This window comes from Methylobacterium guangdongense (assembly GCF_038442355.1).
Classification (GTDB): domain Bacteria; phylum Pseudomonadota; class Alphaproteobacteria; order Rhizobiales; family Beijerinckiaceae; genus Methylobacterium; species Methylobacterium guangdongense.
In genome coordinates this window covers 47,829-64,207 of sequence record NZ_JBBXMX010000010.1, presented here as the reverse complement: position 1 = coordinate 64,207, position 16,379 = coordinate 47,829, and the positions used below count along the sequence as shown (strand labels likewise).

14 protein-coding genes are annotated in these 16,379 nt (G+C 69.7%); 2 read left to right on the top strand and 12 right to left on the bottom strand.

Annotation, left to right across the window (positions count from 1 at the left end; all coding sequences use genetic code 11):
• The first annotated feature begins 13 nt into the window (after positions 1–13).
• Positions 14–2,170 carry a protein-disulfide reductase DsbD family protein gene (locus AAHG09_RS19000; protein ID WP_342109007.1) on the top strand — a complete coding sequence of 719 codons (2,157 nt, stop codon included), beginning with the start codon at positions 14–16 and terminating at the stop codon, positions 2,168–2,170.
• 151 nt (positions 2,171–2,321) lie between these two features.
• On the opposite strand, the gene phoB is transcribed toward AAHG09_RS19000, so the two are convergent.
• The 6 genes from phoB to pstS form a co-directional block, all read right to left on the bottom strand.
• Positions 2,322–3,017, bottom strand: coding sequence for a phosphate regulon transcriptional regulator PhoB (gene phoB / locus AAHG09_RS18995; RefSeq protein ID WP_243997091.1), 696 nt, complete (start codon positions 3,015–3,017; stop codon positions 2,322–2,324).
• Between the two features lie 131 nt (positions 3,018–3,148).
• Positions 3,149–3,868, bottom strand: coding sequence for a phosphate signaling complex protein PhoU (gene phoU / locus AAHG09_RS18990; RefSeq protein WP_342109006.1), 720 nt, complete (start codon positions 3,866–3,868; stop codon positions 3,149–3,151).
• Positions 3,869–3,942: 74 nt separating this feature from the next.
• Positions 3,943–4,773, bottom strand: coding sequence for a phosphate ABC transporter ATP-binding protein PstB (gene pstB / locus AAHG09_RS18985; RefSeq protein WP_342109005.1), 831 nt, complete (start codon positions 4,771–4,773; stop codon positions 3,943–3,945).
• A 25-nt stretch (positions 4,774–4,798) separates the two neighbouring features.
• The gene (pstA, locus tag AAHG09_RS18980) at positions 4,799–5,686 is read right to left on the bottom strand and encodes a phosphate ABC transporter permease PstA (RefSeq protein ID WP_342109004.1); all 888 of its coding nucleotides are present in this window, start codon (positions 5,684–5,686) and stop codon (positions 4,799–4,801) included.
• A 7-nt stretch (positions 5,687–5,693) separates the two neighbouring features.
• Positions 5,694–6,671, bottom strand: a complete 978-nt coding sequence (gene pstC / locus AAHG09_RS18975; protein WP_342109003.1) for a phosphate ABC transporter permease subunit PstC — start codon at positions 6,669–6,671, stop codon at positions 5,694–5,696.
• Between the two features lie 85 nt (positions 6,672–6,756).
• The gene (gene pstS, locus AAHG09_RS18970) at positions 6,757–7,797 is read right to left on the bottom strand and encodes a phosphate ABC transporter substrate-binding protein PstS (RefSeq protein WP_342109002.1); all 1,041 of its coding nucleotides are present in this window, start codon (positions 7,795–7,797) and stop codon (positions 6,757–6,759) included.
• Between the two features lie 313 nt (positions 7,798–8,110).
• On the opposite strand from pstS, the gene AAHG09_RS18965 reads away from it, so the two are divergent.
• A complete protein-coding gene (locus tag AAHG09_RS18965; RefSeq protein ID WP_342109001.1) occupies positions 8,111–8,356 on the top strand; it encodes a hypothetical protein in 246 nt (81 codons plus the stop codon).
• 115 nt (positions 8,357–8,471) lie between these two features.
• Here AAHG09_RS18965 and AAHG09_RS18960 read toward each other — a convergent pair whose 3' ends face one another.
• The 6 genes from AAHG09_RS18960 to ftsA all read right to left on the bottom strand — a co-directional run bounded on the left by AAHG09_RS18960 (position 8,472) and on the right by ftsA (position 16,334).
• A complete protein-coding gene (locus AAHG09_RS18960) occupies positions 8,472–8,672 on the bottom strand; it encodes a hypothetical protein (protein ID WP_342109000.1) in 201 nt (66 codons plus the stop codon).
• A 116-nt stretch (positions 8,673–8,788) separates the two neighbouring features.
• Complete coding sequence (gene recN, locus AAHG09_RS18955; RefSeq protein WP_342108999.1) at positions 8,789–10,462, bottom strand: DNA repair protein RecN; 1,674 nt, start codon at positions 10,460–10,462, stop codon at positions 8,789–8,791.
• Between the two features lie 266 nt (positions 10,463–10,728).
• Positions 10,729–11,610 (bottom strand): outer membrane protein assembly factor BamD, encoded by an 882-nt coding sequence (locus AAHG09_RS18950; RefSeq protein ID WP_342108998.1) that lies wholly within the window; start codon positions 11,608–11,610, stop codon positions 10,729–10,731.
• 190 nt (positions 11,611–11,800) lie between these two features.
• On the bottom strand, positions 11,801–12,748 hold the full coding sequence (gene lpxC, locus AAHG09_RS18945) for a UDP-3-O-acyl-N-acetylglucosamine deacetylase (protein WP_342108997.1): 948 nt from the start codon (positions 12,746–12,748) through the stop codon (positions 11,801–11,803).
• 439 nt (positions 12,749–13,187) lie between these two features.
• Positions 13,188–14,924, bottom strand: a complete 1,737-nt coding sequence (gene ftsZ, locus AAHG09_RS18940) for a cell division protein FtsZ (protein ID WP_342108996.1) — start codon at positions 14,922–14,924, stop codon at positions 13,188–13,190.
• Positions 14,925–15,011: 87 nt separating this feature from the next.
• A complete protein-coding gene (gene ftsA, locus AAHG09_RS18935) occupies positions 15,012–16,334 on the bottom strand; it encodes a cell division protein FtsA (protein ID WP_243997079.1) in 1,323 nt (440 codons plus the stop codon).
• Between the last annotated feature and the right edge of the window lie 45 nt (positions 16,335–16,379).

Sequence of the window (16,379 nt, the reverse complement as noted above, 5' to 3'; positions counted from 1 at the left end):
GCGAAGGGACAGCATGATCCGCCGCCTCGTCCTCCCGATCCTGGTCCTCGCTGCGAGCCTGTCGGTTACTCTGGCCCAGGGCCTGCGCACGCCGCCGGATCTCGTGCGATCGAGCCTCGTGGCCGAGCCGGCCGCGGTGGCGGGGGCGCAGCCCTTCACCCTGGCCGTGCGGATGCAGGTGAAGCCCGGCTGGCACGTCTACTGGCGCAACCCCGGGGATTCGGGGCTGCCGCCTGAGGTGACGTGGACGCTGCCGGCCGGCTTCAACGCCGGAGCGATCCGGTGGCCGGCGCCGGAGCGAATCCCGATCGCGACGCTAATGAACTACGGCTACGAGGGCGAGGTCACGCTCCTCGTCCCCGTGACGCCGCCGCCGAGCCTCGATCCGGCGCGCCCCGTGCAGATTCAGGCCAAGCTGACCTACCTCGTCTGCGAGACCGAGTGCGTGCCGGGCTCCGCCGACCTCGCCCTCACCCTGCCGGTCGGCGCGCCGCAATCCGATCCGGACAACGCCGCCCTGTTCGCCCGCGCCCGGGCCGCCCTCCCCGCCCCGGCGCTCTGGCCGCTCACCCTGTCGAGCCAGGGCGACACCCTGCGGCTCGACTTCGCGGCGACCGGCCTCAAGCCCGACTCCATCCGGAACGCCGCCTATTTTCCCTATGCCGAGACCGCGATCGACAACGCCGCCGCGCAGGTGATGTCGATCGATGGGGCCGGCCTGCACCTCACCCTCGCGCGGAGCAGCCCGACCGAAGCGGCTCCCGCAACCCTTCCGGGCGTGCTGACCCTCGATGAGGTGACCGAATCCGGCCCCCGCCGCCTCGCCTTCGCGTATGGGGACGAGCCGGTGCTTCCGGCCGCGGCCGCACCACCGGCGCCCGTCGAGCCGACCCCGACGGGATCGACTGCGTCCGACCTCGATGCGCTGACCCTCGCCACCGCGGCCGCCTTCGCGTTTCTCGGCGGCCTGATCCTCAATCTGATGCCCTGCGTCTTCCCGGTGCTGTCGATCAAGGTGCTGAGCCTCGTGCGGCACGCCGGCGAGGAGTCCGCGCGCCTGCGCCTGCACGGCCTCGCCTACACGGCCGGCGTGCTGGCGAGTTTTCTGGGACTGGCCTCGGCGCTGATCGCCCTGAAGGGCGGCGGGGCGGCGATCGGCTGGGGGTTCCAGCTGCAATCACCTCTGGTCGTGGCGGGGCTTGCGTATCTGCTGTTCGCGATGGGCCTGAGCCTGTCCGGCGCGGTGACGGTCGGCGGACGGCTCGCCGGTGTCGGCGACAGCCTCGCCCGCCGATCGGGCTTGAGCGGCTCGTTCTTCACGGGCGTCCTGGCCACGCTGGTGGCCACGCCCTGCACGGCGCCGTTCATGGGCTCCGCGGTGGGATTCGCCCTGACCCAGAGCGCCGCTGTGGCGCTCGCCGTGTTCGCGTGTCTCGGGCTGGGCCTCGCCCTGCCGTTCTTGGCTCTGACCCTTTGGCCGCCGGCCCTGCGGGCACTGCCGCGGCCGGGCGCCTGGATGGAAACCCTCAAGCAGGTGCTCGCTTTCCCGGTCTACGCCACCGTGGCTTGGCTGATCTGGGTCCTGGCACAGCAGGTCGATCCGCGGGGCCTGCTGGCGGCGTTGATCGGCCTCGTGCTGGTGGGGTTCTCCGCCTGGGCCTGGGAGCATGGCCGCAACGCCGGATCGGGGATGGCGCGGATTGCGCAGGTCTGCGCGGTCCTGGCGCTGATCGCCGTCGCGGCCCTGACCCTCAGGCTGCCGCAGGATCGCGTCCCGGCCTCCGCGCAGGCTGACGGTGCCATTGAGCCGTTCACGCAGGCCCGCCTCGACGCGCTGGTCGGCGCGCACAAGCCCGCCTTCGTCAACATGACCGCCGCGTGGTGCATCACCTGCGCGGTCAACGAGACGACGTCCCTCTCCACCAAGGCCGTGCGGGCCGCGATGGCCGAGCGGGCCGTGACCTACCTGAAGGGGGACTGGACCAATCAGAATCCCGAGATCACCCGCCTGCTGGAGAAGCACGGCCGGAGCGGCGTGCCGCTCTACCTGCTCTATACCGGCGCCGGGGAGCCCCAGGTGCTGCCGCAGATCCTCACCGAGGGGACGGTGCTGCAGGCTTTGGCATCAGTGCCGGCTGGCGCTGACCGGAGCGCCGCGCTGACCCGTTGACCGGGGTTTCCAAAGGGGGGCAGCCCTTTGGCGGGGCGTCGGGGCGGAGCCCCGGCATCCGGCTTGTCCCGACACCGGACAGCGTCCGGCACCAGGGCTCTGCCCTGGACCCGCCAAAGGTCTCGATCTTTTGAAACCGGAACTGGGCGCCTCAGGCTTCGAGGGAGAAGGTTTCGTCGAACGCGTAGCCGGAGCCGCGGACGGTGCGGATCGGGTCCGCCTGGCGCGGGCCGTTCAGCGCCTTGCGCAGGCGGCCGACATGCACGTCGACCGTGCGCTCGTCGATATAGACGTCGTGGCCCCACACCCCGTCGAGCAGCTGCTCCCGGGAGAAGACCCGGCCCGGCGCCAGCATCAGGAATTCGAGCAGCCGGAACTCGGTCGGGCCGAGATGCAGTTCCTCGCCAGCGCGGCGGACCCGATGACCGGTGCGGTCGAGTTCGAGGTCGCCGGCGGCCAGACGGTCCGAGACATGGGCGGGCTTGGCCCGGCGCAGCAGCGCGCGGATCCGGGCCAGCAGCTCCGGGACCGAGAACGGCTTGACGATATAGTCGTCCGCCCCCGTGCCCAGCCCGCGGACCCGGTCGCCCTCCTCGCCCCGGGCGGTGAGCATGATCACCGGCAGCCGTTCGGTCTCGCGCCGGGCGCGGATGCGACGGCAGAGCTCGATGCCCGACAGGCCGGGCAGCATCCAGTCGAGCAGGACCAAATCGGGCATCCGCTCGGCCAGGAGCAGTTCCGCATCGTCGCCCCGAGCCGCCGAATCCACCAGGAAGCCCTCGGCTTCCAGGTTGTAGCGCAGCAATGTGGTCAGCGCCTCCTCGTCCTCGACGATCAGGACTTGCATGCTCACGTTCGATGACCCGTTCTCGCGGCGGACCCGCCGATGGTGCCGGAGGCCCCGCCCTGTCTCAAGGTGCGCGCGTGGCGCTGCGCACCGCTATCCCGACGTCGACGCGCGCCGTCCGGGTTGATCCTTTACGAAGCCTGTCCCCCGTCCACCGTCGCGTAGTTCGACGCATCGTTCTTGGGGCGGTCGCCCGCGAGCGTCTCCCCGGTGGCGAGGTAATGGATCGTCTCGGCGATGTTGGTGGTGTGATCGCCGATGCGCTCGACGTTCTTGGCGCAGAACAGCAGATGCGTGCAGAACGAGATGTTGCGCGGATCCTCCATCATGTAGGTCAGGAGCTCGCGGAACAGCGAATTGTACAGCGCGTCGATCTCGCCGTCGCGCTCCCACACATCGTGGGCCGCCTGGACATCGCGGCTCGCATAGGCGTCCAGCACGTCCTTCAGCTGGCCCTCCGCCAGATCGCTCATGTGGCGCACGCCGAGCACGATCTTCTGCGCCGGCGCCTGATCGGAGATCGCCACCACGCGCTTGGCCACGTTCTTGGCGAGATCGCCGATCCGCTCCAGATCGCCGGAGACGCGGATCGCCGAAATGGTCTCGCGCAGATCGATCGCCAGGGGCTGGCGCCGGGCGATGAGCAGGACGGAGCGCTCCTCGATGTCCCGCTGAAGGGCGTCGAGGCGCTTGTCGGCGAGGATCACGGTCTGGGCGAGCCCGTCGTCGCGGCGCACTAGGGCGTCGGTCGCCTCCGCGGTCATCTTCTCCGCCACGCCGCCCATCTCCGAGATCGAGCGACGGAGATTTTCCAGGTCGGTGTCGTAGGAGGTAACGATATGGCCGGGCATGGGGTGGATCCTTCGATGGGGGCGTGCGAACCCACGCGTTGGGGCGATCCCGCGGAACCGGTCCTCGAAACGGCTTAGCCGAAGCGGCCCGTGATGTAGTCCTGCGTCCGCTGCTGCGTCGGGTTCATGAACATCCTTTCGGTCTGCGAGAACTCGACCAGCTCACCGAGATACATGAAGGCGGTGAACTGCGAGATGCGGGCCGCCTGCTGCATGTTGTGCGTGACGATCGCGATGGTGAACTCGTCGCGCAGCTGCTCGATCAGCTCCTCGATGCGGCCCGTCGAGATCGGGTCGAGCGCGGAGGTCGGCTCATCGAACAGGATGACCTCCGGGCGCTGTGCCACGGTGCGGGCGATGCACAGCCGCTGCTGCTGACCGCCCGACAGGCCCATGCCGGACTGCTTGAGCTTGTCCTTCACCTCGTCCCAGAGGGCGGCCTTGCGCAGGGACGACTCGACCCGCTCGTCGAGCTCTGCCTTCGGCAGCTTCTCGTAGAGGCGGATGCCGAACGCGACGTTGTCGTAGATCGACATCGGGAAGGGCGTCGGCTTCTGGAACACCATGCCGACCCGGGCCCGCAGGTCGTTCAGATCGACCTTCGGATCCAGGATGTTCACGCCGTCCAGCAGGATCTGACCCTCGGCGCGCTGCTCCGGATACAGGCTGTAGATCCGGTTGAAGGTGCGCAGCAGGGTCGACTTTCCGCAGCCCGACGGACCGATCAGGGCCGTGACCTGCCGATCGTGGAAGTTGAGGTCGATGTTCTTCAGCCCGTGGAACTGGCCGTAGTAGAAGTTCAGCCCCTTCACGGCGATCCGGACCGGCGCCTTGGTATCGGCGCCGGCCTTGGCGGAGGGGTGGATCAGGGGCTCGGCGGCGGCGGTTGCTGCAGCATTGCTCATCGGGTCGATCCTTCGGGCTCGCGCTTCAGCGGGCACGCTGCGGCTTGATCACCAGGCGGGCGATCACGGAGAGGGCGAGGATGGTCACGGTGATCAGGAGCGCTCCGGCCCAGGCCAGCTGCTGCCAGTTGGGATAGGGCGAGAGCGCGAACTGGTAGATCATCACCGGCAGGTTCGGCACGCCGCCCATGAGGTCGGCGTTGAACCAGCTGTTGTTGTTGAGGGCGGTGAACAGGAGCGGCGCGGTCTCGCCGGCGATCCGGGCCAGCGCCAGGATGATCCCGGTCACGATGCCGGCCGAGGCCGCGCGCCAGCTGACCTTCATGATCACCATGGAGGGCGGGGCACCGAGGGCCGCGCCGGCCTCGCGCAGGGTCCCCGGCACGAGGCTCAGCATGTCCTCGGTGGTCCGCACGATCACCGGCGTGGCGATGATCGCGAGCGCGACGCCGCCGGCCCAGCCGGAATAGCTGCCCATGGGCCGCACCATCAGCGTGTAGACGAACAGGCCGATCAGGATCGACGGCGCCGAGAGCAGGATGTCGTTGAGGAACCGGATCAGGACGGCCAGCTTCGAGGTCCGGCCGTATTCCGCCAGGAAGGTCCCGGCCATGACGCCGACCGGTGTCGCGATGACGATGCCGATCGCGGTCAGGATCAGGCTGCCCAGCACCGCGTTGGCGATGCCGCCGCCCTCGCTGCCCGGCCCGGGGGTCGGCTGGGTCAGCAGCGTCGGGGTGAAGCCGCGGATGCCCTCGACGATCAGCATCAGCAGGATCGAGCCGAGCACGATCACGCCGATCAGCGTGGCGAAGGCGCAGAAGCCGCGGAGCATTGCATCCGCCCGGCGCCGGCCGGGACGGACCCGGCTCCGCGCGAGGGGGGGCGCGGCGAGTGTGTTGATCGCGTCCATGGGAGCCTCAACCAACCCGCACGCGCGACGTCAGGATGCGCGCGGCGATCAGGACGATGAAGGTGATGACGAACAGGATGCAGCCGAGCGCCATCAGCGCGTTGAGCTGCATGCCGTCCGCCTCGTTGAACTCGTTGGCGATCCGGGACGCGATGGTCGAGCCGGGATCGAAGATCGAGGCGGAGAGGCGGTTGGCGTTGCCGACCACGAAGGTCACCGCCATCGTCTCGCCCAGCGCGCGGCCGAGGCCGAGCATGATGGCGCCGATGATCGAGACCGAGGCGTGCCGGATCAGCACGAACCGCGTCACCTCCCAGGTCGTGCAGCCGACCCCGTAGGCGCTCTCCCGCAGGATCGTGGGGATCTGGTCGAGCATGTCGCGGGCGATCGAGGCGACGAACGGCACGATCATGATCGCCAGGATGATGCCGGCGGTGAGCACGCCGACCCCCGAGGGGATGCGGGCATACAGCACGGTTCCTACGATCGGCAGGCCCTCGACGACGTTGGAGACCGGGATCTCGACGAAACGGGCGAAGAGCGGCGCGAAGATGAACAGGCCCCACATCCCGTAGATGATGCTCGGGACCGCGGCCAGGAGCTCGATCGTCATCGCGACCGGCTTGCGCGCCCAGCCCGGGCAGAGCTGGGTGAGGTAGATGGCGATGCCGAGGGAGATCGGGACGCCGATGACGAGGGCCAGGAGCGCGGAGCTCACCGTGCCGATGACGGCGACGAGGGCGCCGTACTGCTCGGTCCCGACGTTCCAGGCGCTGGATGTCAGGAAGCCGAAGCCGAATTCCCGGAAGGCCGGCAGGCCCCCGTAGACGATGGAGCCGATGATGCCGACGAGGACGGTCAGGACCAGGAGCGCCGCACCGTAGGCGCAACCGCGGAACAGGGCGTCCTGATTCCGGCTCGGACCCTTCCGCGCTGCGGCCGTGCGGGTTCGGCCGAGGGCAATCGTTTCAGTCAAAGCGGACATCCGCGGTTCTCTGCGATAGATGGCGTGGTAGCGCGGCGCGAACCCAGAAGCGAGGGAGGAGGTCGAAACCTCCCCCCGATAGAGCTTACATGTTGTAGACCGGCTTCCCGTCCTTGCCCTTCACGCTCTTCCACTCCTCGTGGATCAGCGTGACGACGTTGTCGGGCAGAGGAACGTAGTCGAGATCGGAGGCGAGCTTGTCGCCGTTCTTGTAGGCCCAGTCGAAGAACTTGAGCACGTCGGCCGCCTTGGCCGGATCGGCCGGGTCCTTGTGGACCAGGATGAAGGTCGCCGCCGTGATCGGCCACGCGTCCTCGCCCGCCTGGTTGGTGAGCGCGATGCCGAAGCCCGGAGCCGACTTCCAGTCGGCGCTGGCGGCGGCCGCCTGGAACGCCTTGTCGTCCGGCTGCGGGAACTTGCCGGCCTTGTTCTGCAGCAGCGCGTAGGCGAGCTTGTTCTGCTTGGCGTAAGCCGACTCGACGTAGCCGATGGAGTTCGGCACCTGCTTCACGGTGGCGGTCACGCCCTCGTTGCCCTTGCCGCCCTGACCGACCGGCCAGGAGATCGTCGTGGCGGCGCCGTACTCCTTCTTCCACCCGTCCGAGACCTGGGACAGGTAGGTCGTGAAGATGTTGGTCGTGCCCGAGGCGTCGGACCGATAGACCGGGGTGATGTTGATGTCGGGCAGCTTCAGCCCGTCGTTGAGCTTCGCGATCCGCGGATCGGTCCACTTCGCGATCTTCCCGGCGTAGATGTCGGCGAGCACGTCACCGGTGAGCTTGAGCTTGCCCGGCTCGACGCCGGCGATGTTCACCACGGGCACCACGCCGCCCATCACGGTGGGGAACTGCACCAGGCCGTCCTTGGCCAGCTGCTCGCCCTTGAGCGGCGCGTCGGTGGCGCCGAAATCGACCGTCTTGGCCTGGATCTGCTTGATCCCGCCGCCGGATCCGATCGACTGATAGTTGAGCCCGGAGCCGGTTTCCTTCCGGTAGGCCTCGGCCCATTTCGAATAGACCGGGAAGGGGAACGTGGCCCCGGCTCCGGTGATGTCGGCGGCCAGCGCCGCAGACGCCAGCTGGACCGTCGCGAGGCCGACGGCGAGCGCGTAAGCGAAGGGTTTCAATGAAATCTCCGTTGCCGTCGGGCCAATCCTGCGCCGCTCCGCCGGCATGCTCATGCCCGCGGCAGAGCCTTGCGGCCGGTCCTCGAAAGACCCAGCGCCGGCCGCCCGATGGATGCGCGGTTACGACAGGTAGATGACACCGGCATGACATCGCGCCGCAGGTCGTTCGGCACGGTTTGTGGCTCTCGCGCGTTTCCGGAGCACTCTCCCCCCGGGCGGATACCGGTCCGGCGCATGGGAGGGCATCACGACACAGGCTCACGGCGGTCGTAGACGGCCTGGGCGGTCAGGACACCGGAAGGACGTTGGAGCCGTGCAGGGTGAAGGCACCGACCCAGTGACGGAGCGAGATCCGGGCTGGCTGGCCCTGCATGCCGAGCGGGAGGCTCTGGAGCGGGCCCTCGCCCTGGCCCAGGCCCATCAGAAATTCAGCCCCGATGCGGATGTCGCCGCGGCGGCGCGGCGCGAGGAGGCGGCCCTGCTGGTCGACCTCGATCGGGTGCTGACCTTGATTCGAGCGGCCGAGTATCGCCGCAGGCCGGGTGCGCGCCGCTGGTGACGCGCTCGGGCGTGGCGCTGTCCGCCCGCGTCATGCCGGACCGTATCGCCGATGTCCGGGTCTCGTGAGCGGAGCCGAAAGCGCCGAGCTTGGTGCCGGTCCCCGGCCCAATGCCTCAGCTCGCCCGGCGCAGCTCCCGCTCCTTCTGGCGCAGGCGCAAAAGCAGTTCCACATGCGTATCGGTGATCGGCTGCGTGTCGACGCTGCCTTCATAGATCGTGCGGAGCGAGAGACCGAGCCGGCGCGTATCGATCGCCTGCTTCGGCAGCTGCCCTTCGTGCGAAAGTCCCTCGGACCCGGCACCTGACGGCTTCATGGCTCCCTCCCACCCGTCGCCCGCCCAAACATGCTGCGGCGCCGGGATTGAATGAGAGTCAGCAAAATTGGTTAACGAAACGTTACCGTCAACGCACGGTTAAGCTTACCTGTCACTTAACCATCGGCGCCCTGGAGGAGCCGAGCCGCCGCCGCCCGGGCCTCGTCGGTGACCGTGGCGCCGGCCAGCATACGGGCGATCTCCTCGCGGCGTTCGGCGACCGGCAGGCTCGCCACCCGCGTCGCGACGCGGCTTGCGCCCTTCACGGGGGCCTTCGCGATGAGGAAATGGGTCTCGGCGCGCGCCGCGACCTGCGGCGCATGGGTGACGGCGACGACCTGCACGGTGGCTGCGAGGCGGGCCAGGCGCAGGCCGATGGCGTCGGCGACAGCACCGCCCACGCCGGTGTCGATCTCGTCGAAGATCAGCGTCGGGGCAGAGCCCTTGTCGGCCAGCACGACCTTGAGGGCGAGCATGAACCGCGACAACTCGCCGCCGGATGCGACCTTCATCATCGGCCCGGGCTTGGTGCCGGGGTTGGTCTGAGCCCAGAACTCCACCCGGTCCGTGCCGGCCGGATCACGCGAATCGAGATCGGTGACGATCTCGGTGATGAAGCGTGCGCGCTCCAGCTTCAGGGGTGGCAACTCGGCCTTCACGGCGGCGTCGAGCTGCTTGGCGGCGCGGCGGCGGCCGGCACTGAGCTTCTCGGCCGCCTCGGCATAGGCGGCCTCGGCCCCGGCGAGCGTCTGCTCCAGGCCGGCGAGGGCCGCCTCGCCGGCATCGATCGCCGCGACGTCCCCGGCGTAGCGCTCGGCCAGGGCTGCGAGATCGTCGGCGGGGACATCGTACTTGCGGGCCGCCGCCCGCAGGGCGAACAACCGCTCCTCCACCCGCTCCAGATCGCGGGGATCGAACTCGGTCTCGGCCACCGCCGCATCGAGCACCGCGCGGGCCTCGTCGAGGGCCACCATCGCGGCGTCGAGGGCGTTGACGCAGGGATCGACCAGGGCGGGGAGCTGCGCGGCGCGGCGCTCCAGCTTGCGCAGGGCGGCCGAGAGATGCGGCACCCCGGAATGGGGCCCGCCGACCGCATCCAGGGCCTCGTTGAGCTCGCGGGCCACCTTCTCCGATTGCTGCATGATGCTGCGGCGCTCGGCGAGCTGGGCCTCCTCGCCGGGCTGCGGCGCGAGGGCGGCCAACTCCTCCACGGCGTGGCGCAGGAAGTCGGCCTCCTTGCGGGCCGCCTCGACGCGGGCGCGGTGCTCGGCGAGGTCGGTGCGGGCGGTGCGGACTGCCCGGGCGGCCGTCGCGACCTTAGTGAGCTGGCCCTGGAGGCCGCCGAACGCGTCGAGGATCGCCCGGTGCGAGGCCGGATCGGCCAGCGCCCGGTCGTCGTGCTGGCCGTGAATCTCCACCAGCGCCCCGCCGATCGCCCGCAGCACCTGAACGCCCACCGGCTGATCGTTGACGAAGGCGCGGGTCCGGCCGTCCGCCATCTGGGTCCGGCGCAGGATCAGGTCGCCTTCCGTGTCGATCTCGGCCTCGGCGGCGATTCGGCGGGCCGGATGATCGAGGGGGAGATCGAAGACGGCGGTGACGACACCCTGGGTCTCGCCGTGCCGGACGAGGCGGCCGTCGCCGCGCCCGCCCAGCGCCAGGGCGAAGGCGTCGAGCAGGATCGATTTGCCCGCGCCCGTCTCCCCGGTCAGGACGCTGAGGCCCTGCCGGAAATTCAGTTCGAGGCGGTCGATCAGGACGATGTCGCGAATCGCGAGCTGCGCCAGCATGCGGCGGGGGCATTCCTCAGGAGGGGACCGCAGACATAAGGCCGTCGGGGCGCCGATTCACCCCAAAAATGCGCCGCACAACGGGAAAGGCCCGGAGCGAGCGCTCCGGGCCTTTCCCGTTGTGCGGCGGTCGGCCGATCGAGTCCGGGCTTCGAACGGGCGAGACCTTTCGCGGGTCGAGGGCAGAGCCCTCGTCAGAATCTCAGGGCCCTGCCCCGCACATCTGCCAAAGCGCTGAGCCCTCTGGAAACCCGGACCCGATGCGCTCACTCGGCCGACGCGGTCTTGCCCGTCACCGTGCGGTAGATCTTCGACAGGAATGAGGTCTTCTCCTCGCGGGGCTCGAGGCCGTTCTGGGCCAGGAGCGCGTGCGCGTCCTTGTACCAGGAGCTTTCCGGGAAGTTGTGGCCGAGCACCGCGGCGGCGTTCTGCGCCTCCTGGGTGATGCCCAGCGCCCAGTAGGCCTCGGTCAGGCGCTCCAGCGCCTCCTCGGCGTGGCGGGTGGTCTGATACTTCGAGACCACGTCGCGGAACCGGTTGATCGCCGCCGGGAAGTTGCGCTTCTCGAGATAGAAGCGCCCAATCTCCATCTCCTTGCCGGCGAGTTGGTCGCGGGTGATCTGGATCTTCGCCTTCGCGTCGGTGGCGTATTCGGAGGTCGGATACTTCTGAACGAGCTCCTGGAGGGCGACGAGCGCCTTCTCGGACCGCTCCTGGTCGCGGGTCACGTCCGGGATCTGCTTGTAGTTCGACATCGCCATCAGGTACTGCGCGTAGGCCGCGTCCTTGCTGGCCGGGTGCCGCTGCAGGTAGCGCTTCGAGGCGCTGATCGCGTCGTCGTACTTCTGGCCCTCGTAATTGGCGTAGGCCGTCATCAGCAGCGCCTTCCGGGACCATTCGGAATACTGGTACTGCTTGTCGAGGCTGTCGAACTTCTTGACCGCGCCCTCGTAGTCGCTGTCCTCGAGCTTGGCCAAGCCATCGCTGTAGAGCTTGTCGGCCGGGACGTCCGGCACGACCTCGGGCTTGTACTTCTCGGCGAAGAGATTGGTCGGGTCGAAGTCGCAGCCACCGAGGCCGAGGCCGAGGACGGCCACGAGGGGGGCCACGAAGGCCGCCGCCCGGCGGTGACGAATGGTGACAGGCATCTGGCGCTCTTTCCCGGAAGCGGCGCCATCCCGCGCCGTCATGCCATCGCGTGCGTGGATCCGGCCCGCCGGGCCGTGCCCGCCGTTCACGGACCGTTAAACCGTGCCGGTCGATTCGGGCACGAAAGCGGCAAGGCTGAGGCGGGCTGGATCTGTCGCCGAGTGTGGCGCGCGGACAACAGGTTGATGGTCAGAGGTCGCCTGCGAAGGCGGCGATGCCCAGACCGACGCCGAGTTCGGAGAGGACGGTTTCGCGACGCGGGCCCTGCGCCTCGACGATCGCGTAATTGGCCCGGTCGGCCAGCAGGGCGGAGAGCACGCCGACATTCATCCGGTGGCCGCCGCAATAGGAGCGGTAGGCGCCCTGGATCGGCAGGCCGGCCAGGGCGAGGTCGCCGACCGCGTCGAGGATCTTGTGCCGGACGAACTCGTCCGGGAAGCGCAGCCCCTCGGGGTTGACCACCGCGGTCTCGCCGACCGCCACGGTGTTCTCCAGGGAGGCGCCGAGGGCGAAGCCGGCCTTCCAGTACCGCTCCACGTCCCGCATCATCCCGAAGGTGCGGGCGCTGGCGATCTCGCGGCGGTAGGAGGCGGGGGTGAGGTCCATCGCCTTGCGCGATCGGCCGATCACCGGACTCTCGAAATCGATCTCGACGTCGAGGCGGAAGCCCCGGTCGATCGGGCGGAGCTCCGCGAAGGCACGGCCGCCCTCGATGCGGACGTGGCGCAGAACCTTGAGCCAGCGCCGCGGCGTGCCGCAGGTGGAAATCCCGACCTGATCGATCGCCTGGACGAAGGGGAGCGCGGACCCGTCGAGGATGGGCATCTCGGGCCCGTCGATCTCGATCAGGGCGTTGTCGACGCCCAGGCCGAACAGGGCGGACATCAGGTGTTCGACGGTGGCGACCGCGCCGGTCTCGACGTCCCCCAGGACGGTGCAGAGCTCGGTGGCGGAGACGAGGGCGTGATGCGCCTTGATCAGGCGATCGTTGCCGTTGGCGGTACCGGTGCGGAGAAAAGCGATGCCGTGATTGGCGGGTGCGGGCCGGAGCGTGATCTCGGCGGGGTTACCGGAATGGACCCCGATGCCCGAAAGAGTCGCCGGCCCTTTGAGGGTCGTCTGTTTCAGCGTTCGCATTCCTTAGCCCCCGGCCGCGATCAAGTCCCGCCATTCCGAACCGGGAATGGAAGAAAACTGACTGATCCGTCCGCTGCTTGATGCCCCTGCTCACGCGATCAGGTTGTATCCCGATGCATGTCTCGTCGGTCTCGATGCTTCTATAGCTGCACCGCACAGGGCAGCCAAATCACGGATTCTTACGCTCTGTTACAGACACGCTTGCGGTCCGGCAGACGCAAAATGCTGTGTGATCAAGGGCTTAAAAAGTGGTTAACCCGTGGCTAACCTTGGGCTGATCTGTGTCGCGGATGCACCAGGCCTGTCCGTAACACACAGCCGTACCGCCGCAGGCAGAGCCCACGCCGGCCGATGATAAAACCTGAGATTGTATTCACGCAGCACAGAGAGCCGGCGGTTACCCGCCGGCTCTCTGCCATGGTCGATCGCTGGGGCTTGCTCAGTTCGCCTGACGGCGGAGGAAAGCCGGGATCTCCAGCTGATCGTCGTCCATCATCCGGGGCTGCGGGGCGACGCGGCCCTGCGCGTCGAGGTTACCCTGGGCCGGGCGGTACTGCGGGACCGCCGGTGCGGCCGGAGCGCGGGGAGCCGGCGGGATGTGAGGCTGCGCCATCTGCGGCTGCGGCGCGACCGGGTTGGGCCGGGCCATGGGAGCACCCTCTACGTCCTCGCGACGTCCGCCGAAGCCCACCGTGGCGAGGCGCCGCAGGAGCGACGTCCGCTTCGATTCGGGAGCCGCCTCCTCCTGCGCGCGGGTCGCCAGGATCTGGTTCTGGGCGATCGGCGGCAGCTCGTGGATCTGCGGCATCCGCGGCGCGCGCGCCAGCGGCGTGCCCCCCGGGCTGGCCGGGCGCGGCGGCACGAACGGGCCGGCCTGGAACTGCGGCGCGGGCTCGGCCGGCAGCGGCGCGGGCGCCGGGACGAAGGCGGCGGCGGCCCGCGGCTGGGCCGGGGCGAGCACGACGTCGTCGCGGGTCACCGGAGCCGTGGGCTCGCGGCTGATCAGCGACTCGGAGCGCATCTCCGGAGCCGGCATCGGCGCGGGGGCCGGCGCGGGTGCCGGGGCCGAGGCGACCGACTCGGTGCGGATGCTCGGCACCGGCGAGGCGGCGCGCGAGCGGGCCTCGGCGCGGAGGCGCTCCGCAACCTCGGCGATGCGCTGCTCGGTCTCAGCCATGGCCGGGTTGTTCGGCGAGTTCGCCGCGATCAGCGCCGGCTCGATACCGGTGGCGACCACTGACACGCGGATGATGCCATCGAGGCTCTCGTCGAAGGTGGCGCCCAGGATGATGTTGGCGTCCTGATCGACCTCCTCGCGGATGCGGGTGGCGGCCTCGTCGAGTTCGTAGAGGGTCAGGTCGGAGCCGCCCGTGATCGAGATCAGCAGGCCGCGGGCGCCCTTCATGGAGACGTCGTCGAGGAGCGGGTTGGCGATGGCGGCCTCGGCGGCGCGGTTGGCGCGCTTCTCGCCCGACGCCTCGCCGGTGCCCATCATGGCCTTACCCATGCCGCGCATGATCGCGCGCACGTCGGCGAAGTCGAGGTTGATAAGGCCCTCCTTCACCATCAGGTCGGTGATGCAGGCGACGCCGGAGTAGAGCACCTGGTCGGCCATCGCGAAGGCGTCCGCGAAGGTGGTCTTCTCGTTGGCGACCCGGAACAGGTTCTGGTTCGGGATGACGATCAGCGTGTCGACCGCGGCCTGCAACTCCTGGATGCCCGACTCGGCGGTGCGCATCCGGCGGATGCCCTCGAACTGGAACGGCTTGGTCACGACGCCGACCGTCAGGATGCCCATGTCGCGGGCCGCCCGGGCGATGACCGGCGCGGCGCCGGTGCCGGTGCCGCCGCCCATGCCGGCGGTGATGAAGCACATGTGGGCGCCCGAGAGCTGGTCCCGGATCTCGTCGATCACCTCGTCGGCGGCAGCGGAGCCGACCTCCGGGTGCGAGCCGGCGCCGAGGCCCTGGGTCACGCCGAGGCCCATCTGGATCACCCGCTCGGCCTTCGAGGAGGTGAGCGCCTGCGCGTCGGTGTTGGCCACGACGAACTCGCAGCCCAGCAGGCCCGACTCGATCATGTTGTTGACGGCGTTGCCGCCAGCGCCACCGACGCCGAAGACGGTGATGCGGGGCTTCAGTTCCCGGATGTCCGGCGCCTGGAGGGTGATGGCCATGGTGTCGAGCCTCTCGCTAACTGTGCTGTCCGTGCGACGCCGCGGCGCCGGATTCTCTTCGTCCCACCCTGGGGCGGGGGCGAAACTCTAGAAGCTGTCCCGGAGCCAGCGGCCGACCCGGTTCAGGTAGTTGTCGGTTCCCGTGGCCGCGAAGGCGCCGTGCCCCCGCGGCTCGAAATGCTCGGCATGGGCGACCTGCGGGTAGACCAGCAGGCCGACCGCCGCCGAGAAGGCCGGGCCCTTGGCGGCCTCCGGCAGGCCCCGGATGCCGAGGGGCCGACCGATCCGCACCTGTCCCTGGAGGACGCGGCGGGCGACCTCCGGCAGGCCGACGAGCTGGCTGGCGCCGCCCGTGAGCACCACCCGGCGCCCGGCCTGCGCGGCGAAGCCGGCCTCGCGCAGCCGGTCGCGCACCAGCTCGATCACCTCCTCGACGCGCGGCTTGATGATCCGCACGAGCTGCGAGCGCGGGATGTGGGCCGGGGCCTCGCCCTCGTCCTCGCCGACCCCGTGGACCGCGATCATGTCGCGGTCGTCCGACGGGGTGGACAGGGCCGAGCCGTAGAGGGTCTTCAGCCGCTCGGCCGCCGCCATGCGGGTGGAGAGGCCGCGGGCGATGTCCATGGTGACGTGGTGGCCGCCGACCGCGACCGCGTCCACGTGGACGAGGTGGCCGCCGGAGAACACGCCGACGCTGGTCGTGCCGCCGCCCATGTCGACGACGCAGACGCCCATCTCGGCCTCGTCGTCGACCAGCGCCGAGAGGCCGGCCGCGTAGGGCGTGGCGATCACCGCCTCGACGCCGAGGTGGCAATGCTCCACCGCCAGCATGACGTTGCGGGCGGCCGCCAGCTCGCTGGTGACCACGTGCAGGTCGACGCTCAGGGCCTCGCCGATCATGCCCGACGGGTCGATCACGGCGCCCTGGCCGTCCAGCGCGTAGCCGGTCGGCAAGGCATGGAGCACCGCCCGGCCGGGGCTGACGCCGTGGGCGCTCGCGGTCTCGAGCACCCGCTCGACGTCGCTGCCCGTGACGGTGCCGGAGCGGACGTTCACCCGCGCCTGGAAATGCTGCGAGGCGAGCCGGCCGCCCGACATGTTGACGATGACCGACTGGACCTCGACCTTGGCCATCCGCTCGGCGGCGTGGACCGCCTGGCGGATCGCCCCCTCGGCGGCGGCGAGGTCGACGATGGCGCCGCCCTTCAGCCCGAGCGAGCGCTGGTGGCCGATGCCGATGATGCGCGCGAGGTGGGTGCGCCCGCGCAGCGTGGTCAGCGCCTCGGCGGGCTGCAGCTCGGCGATGAGGCAGACGACCTTGCTGGTGCCGATATCGAGCACCGAGAGCGTGGTCGAGCGTCGGGCCGAGAGCGGCTTCAGGCGCGGCGTGAGGCCGTGGTGGCTGTGCATTGACGCTACCGGACGCGGAGAGCGGGACGGGCGGAGGTTTTGGTC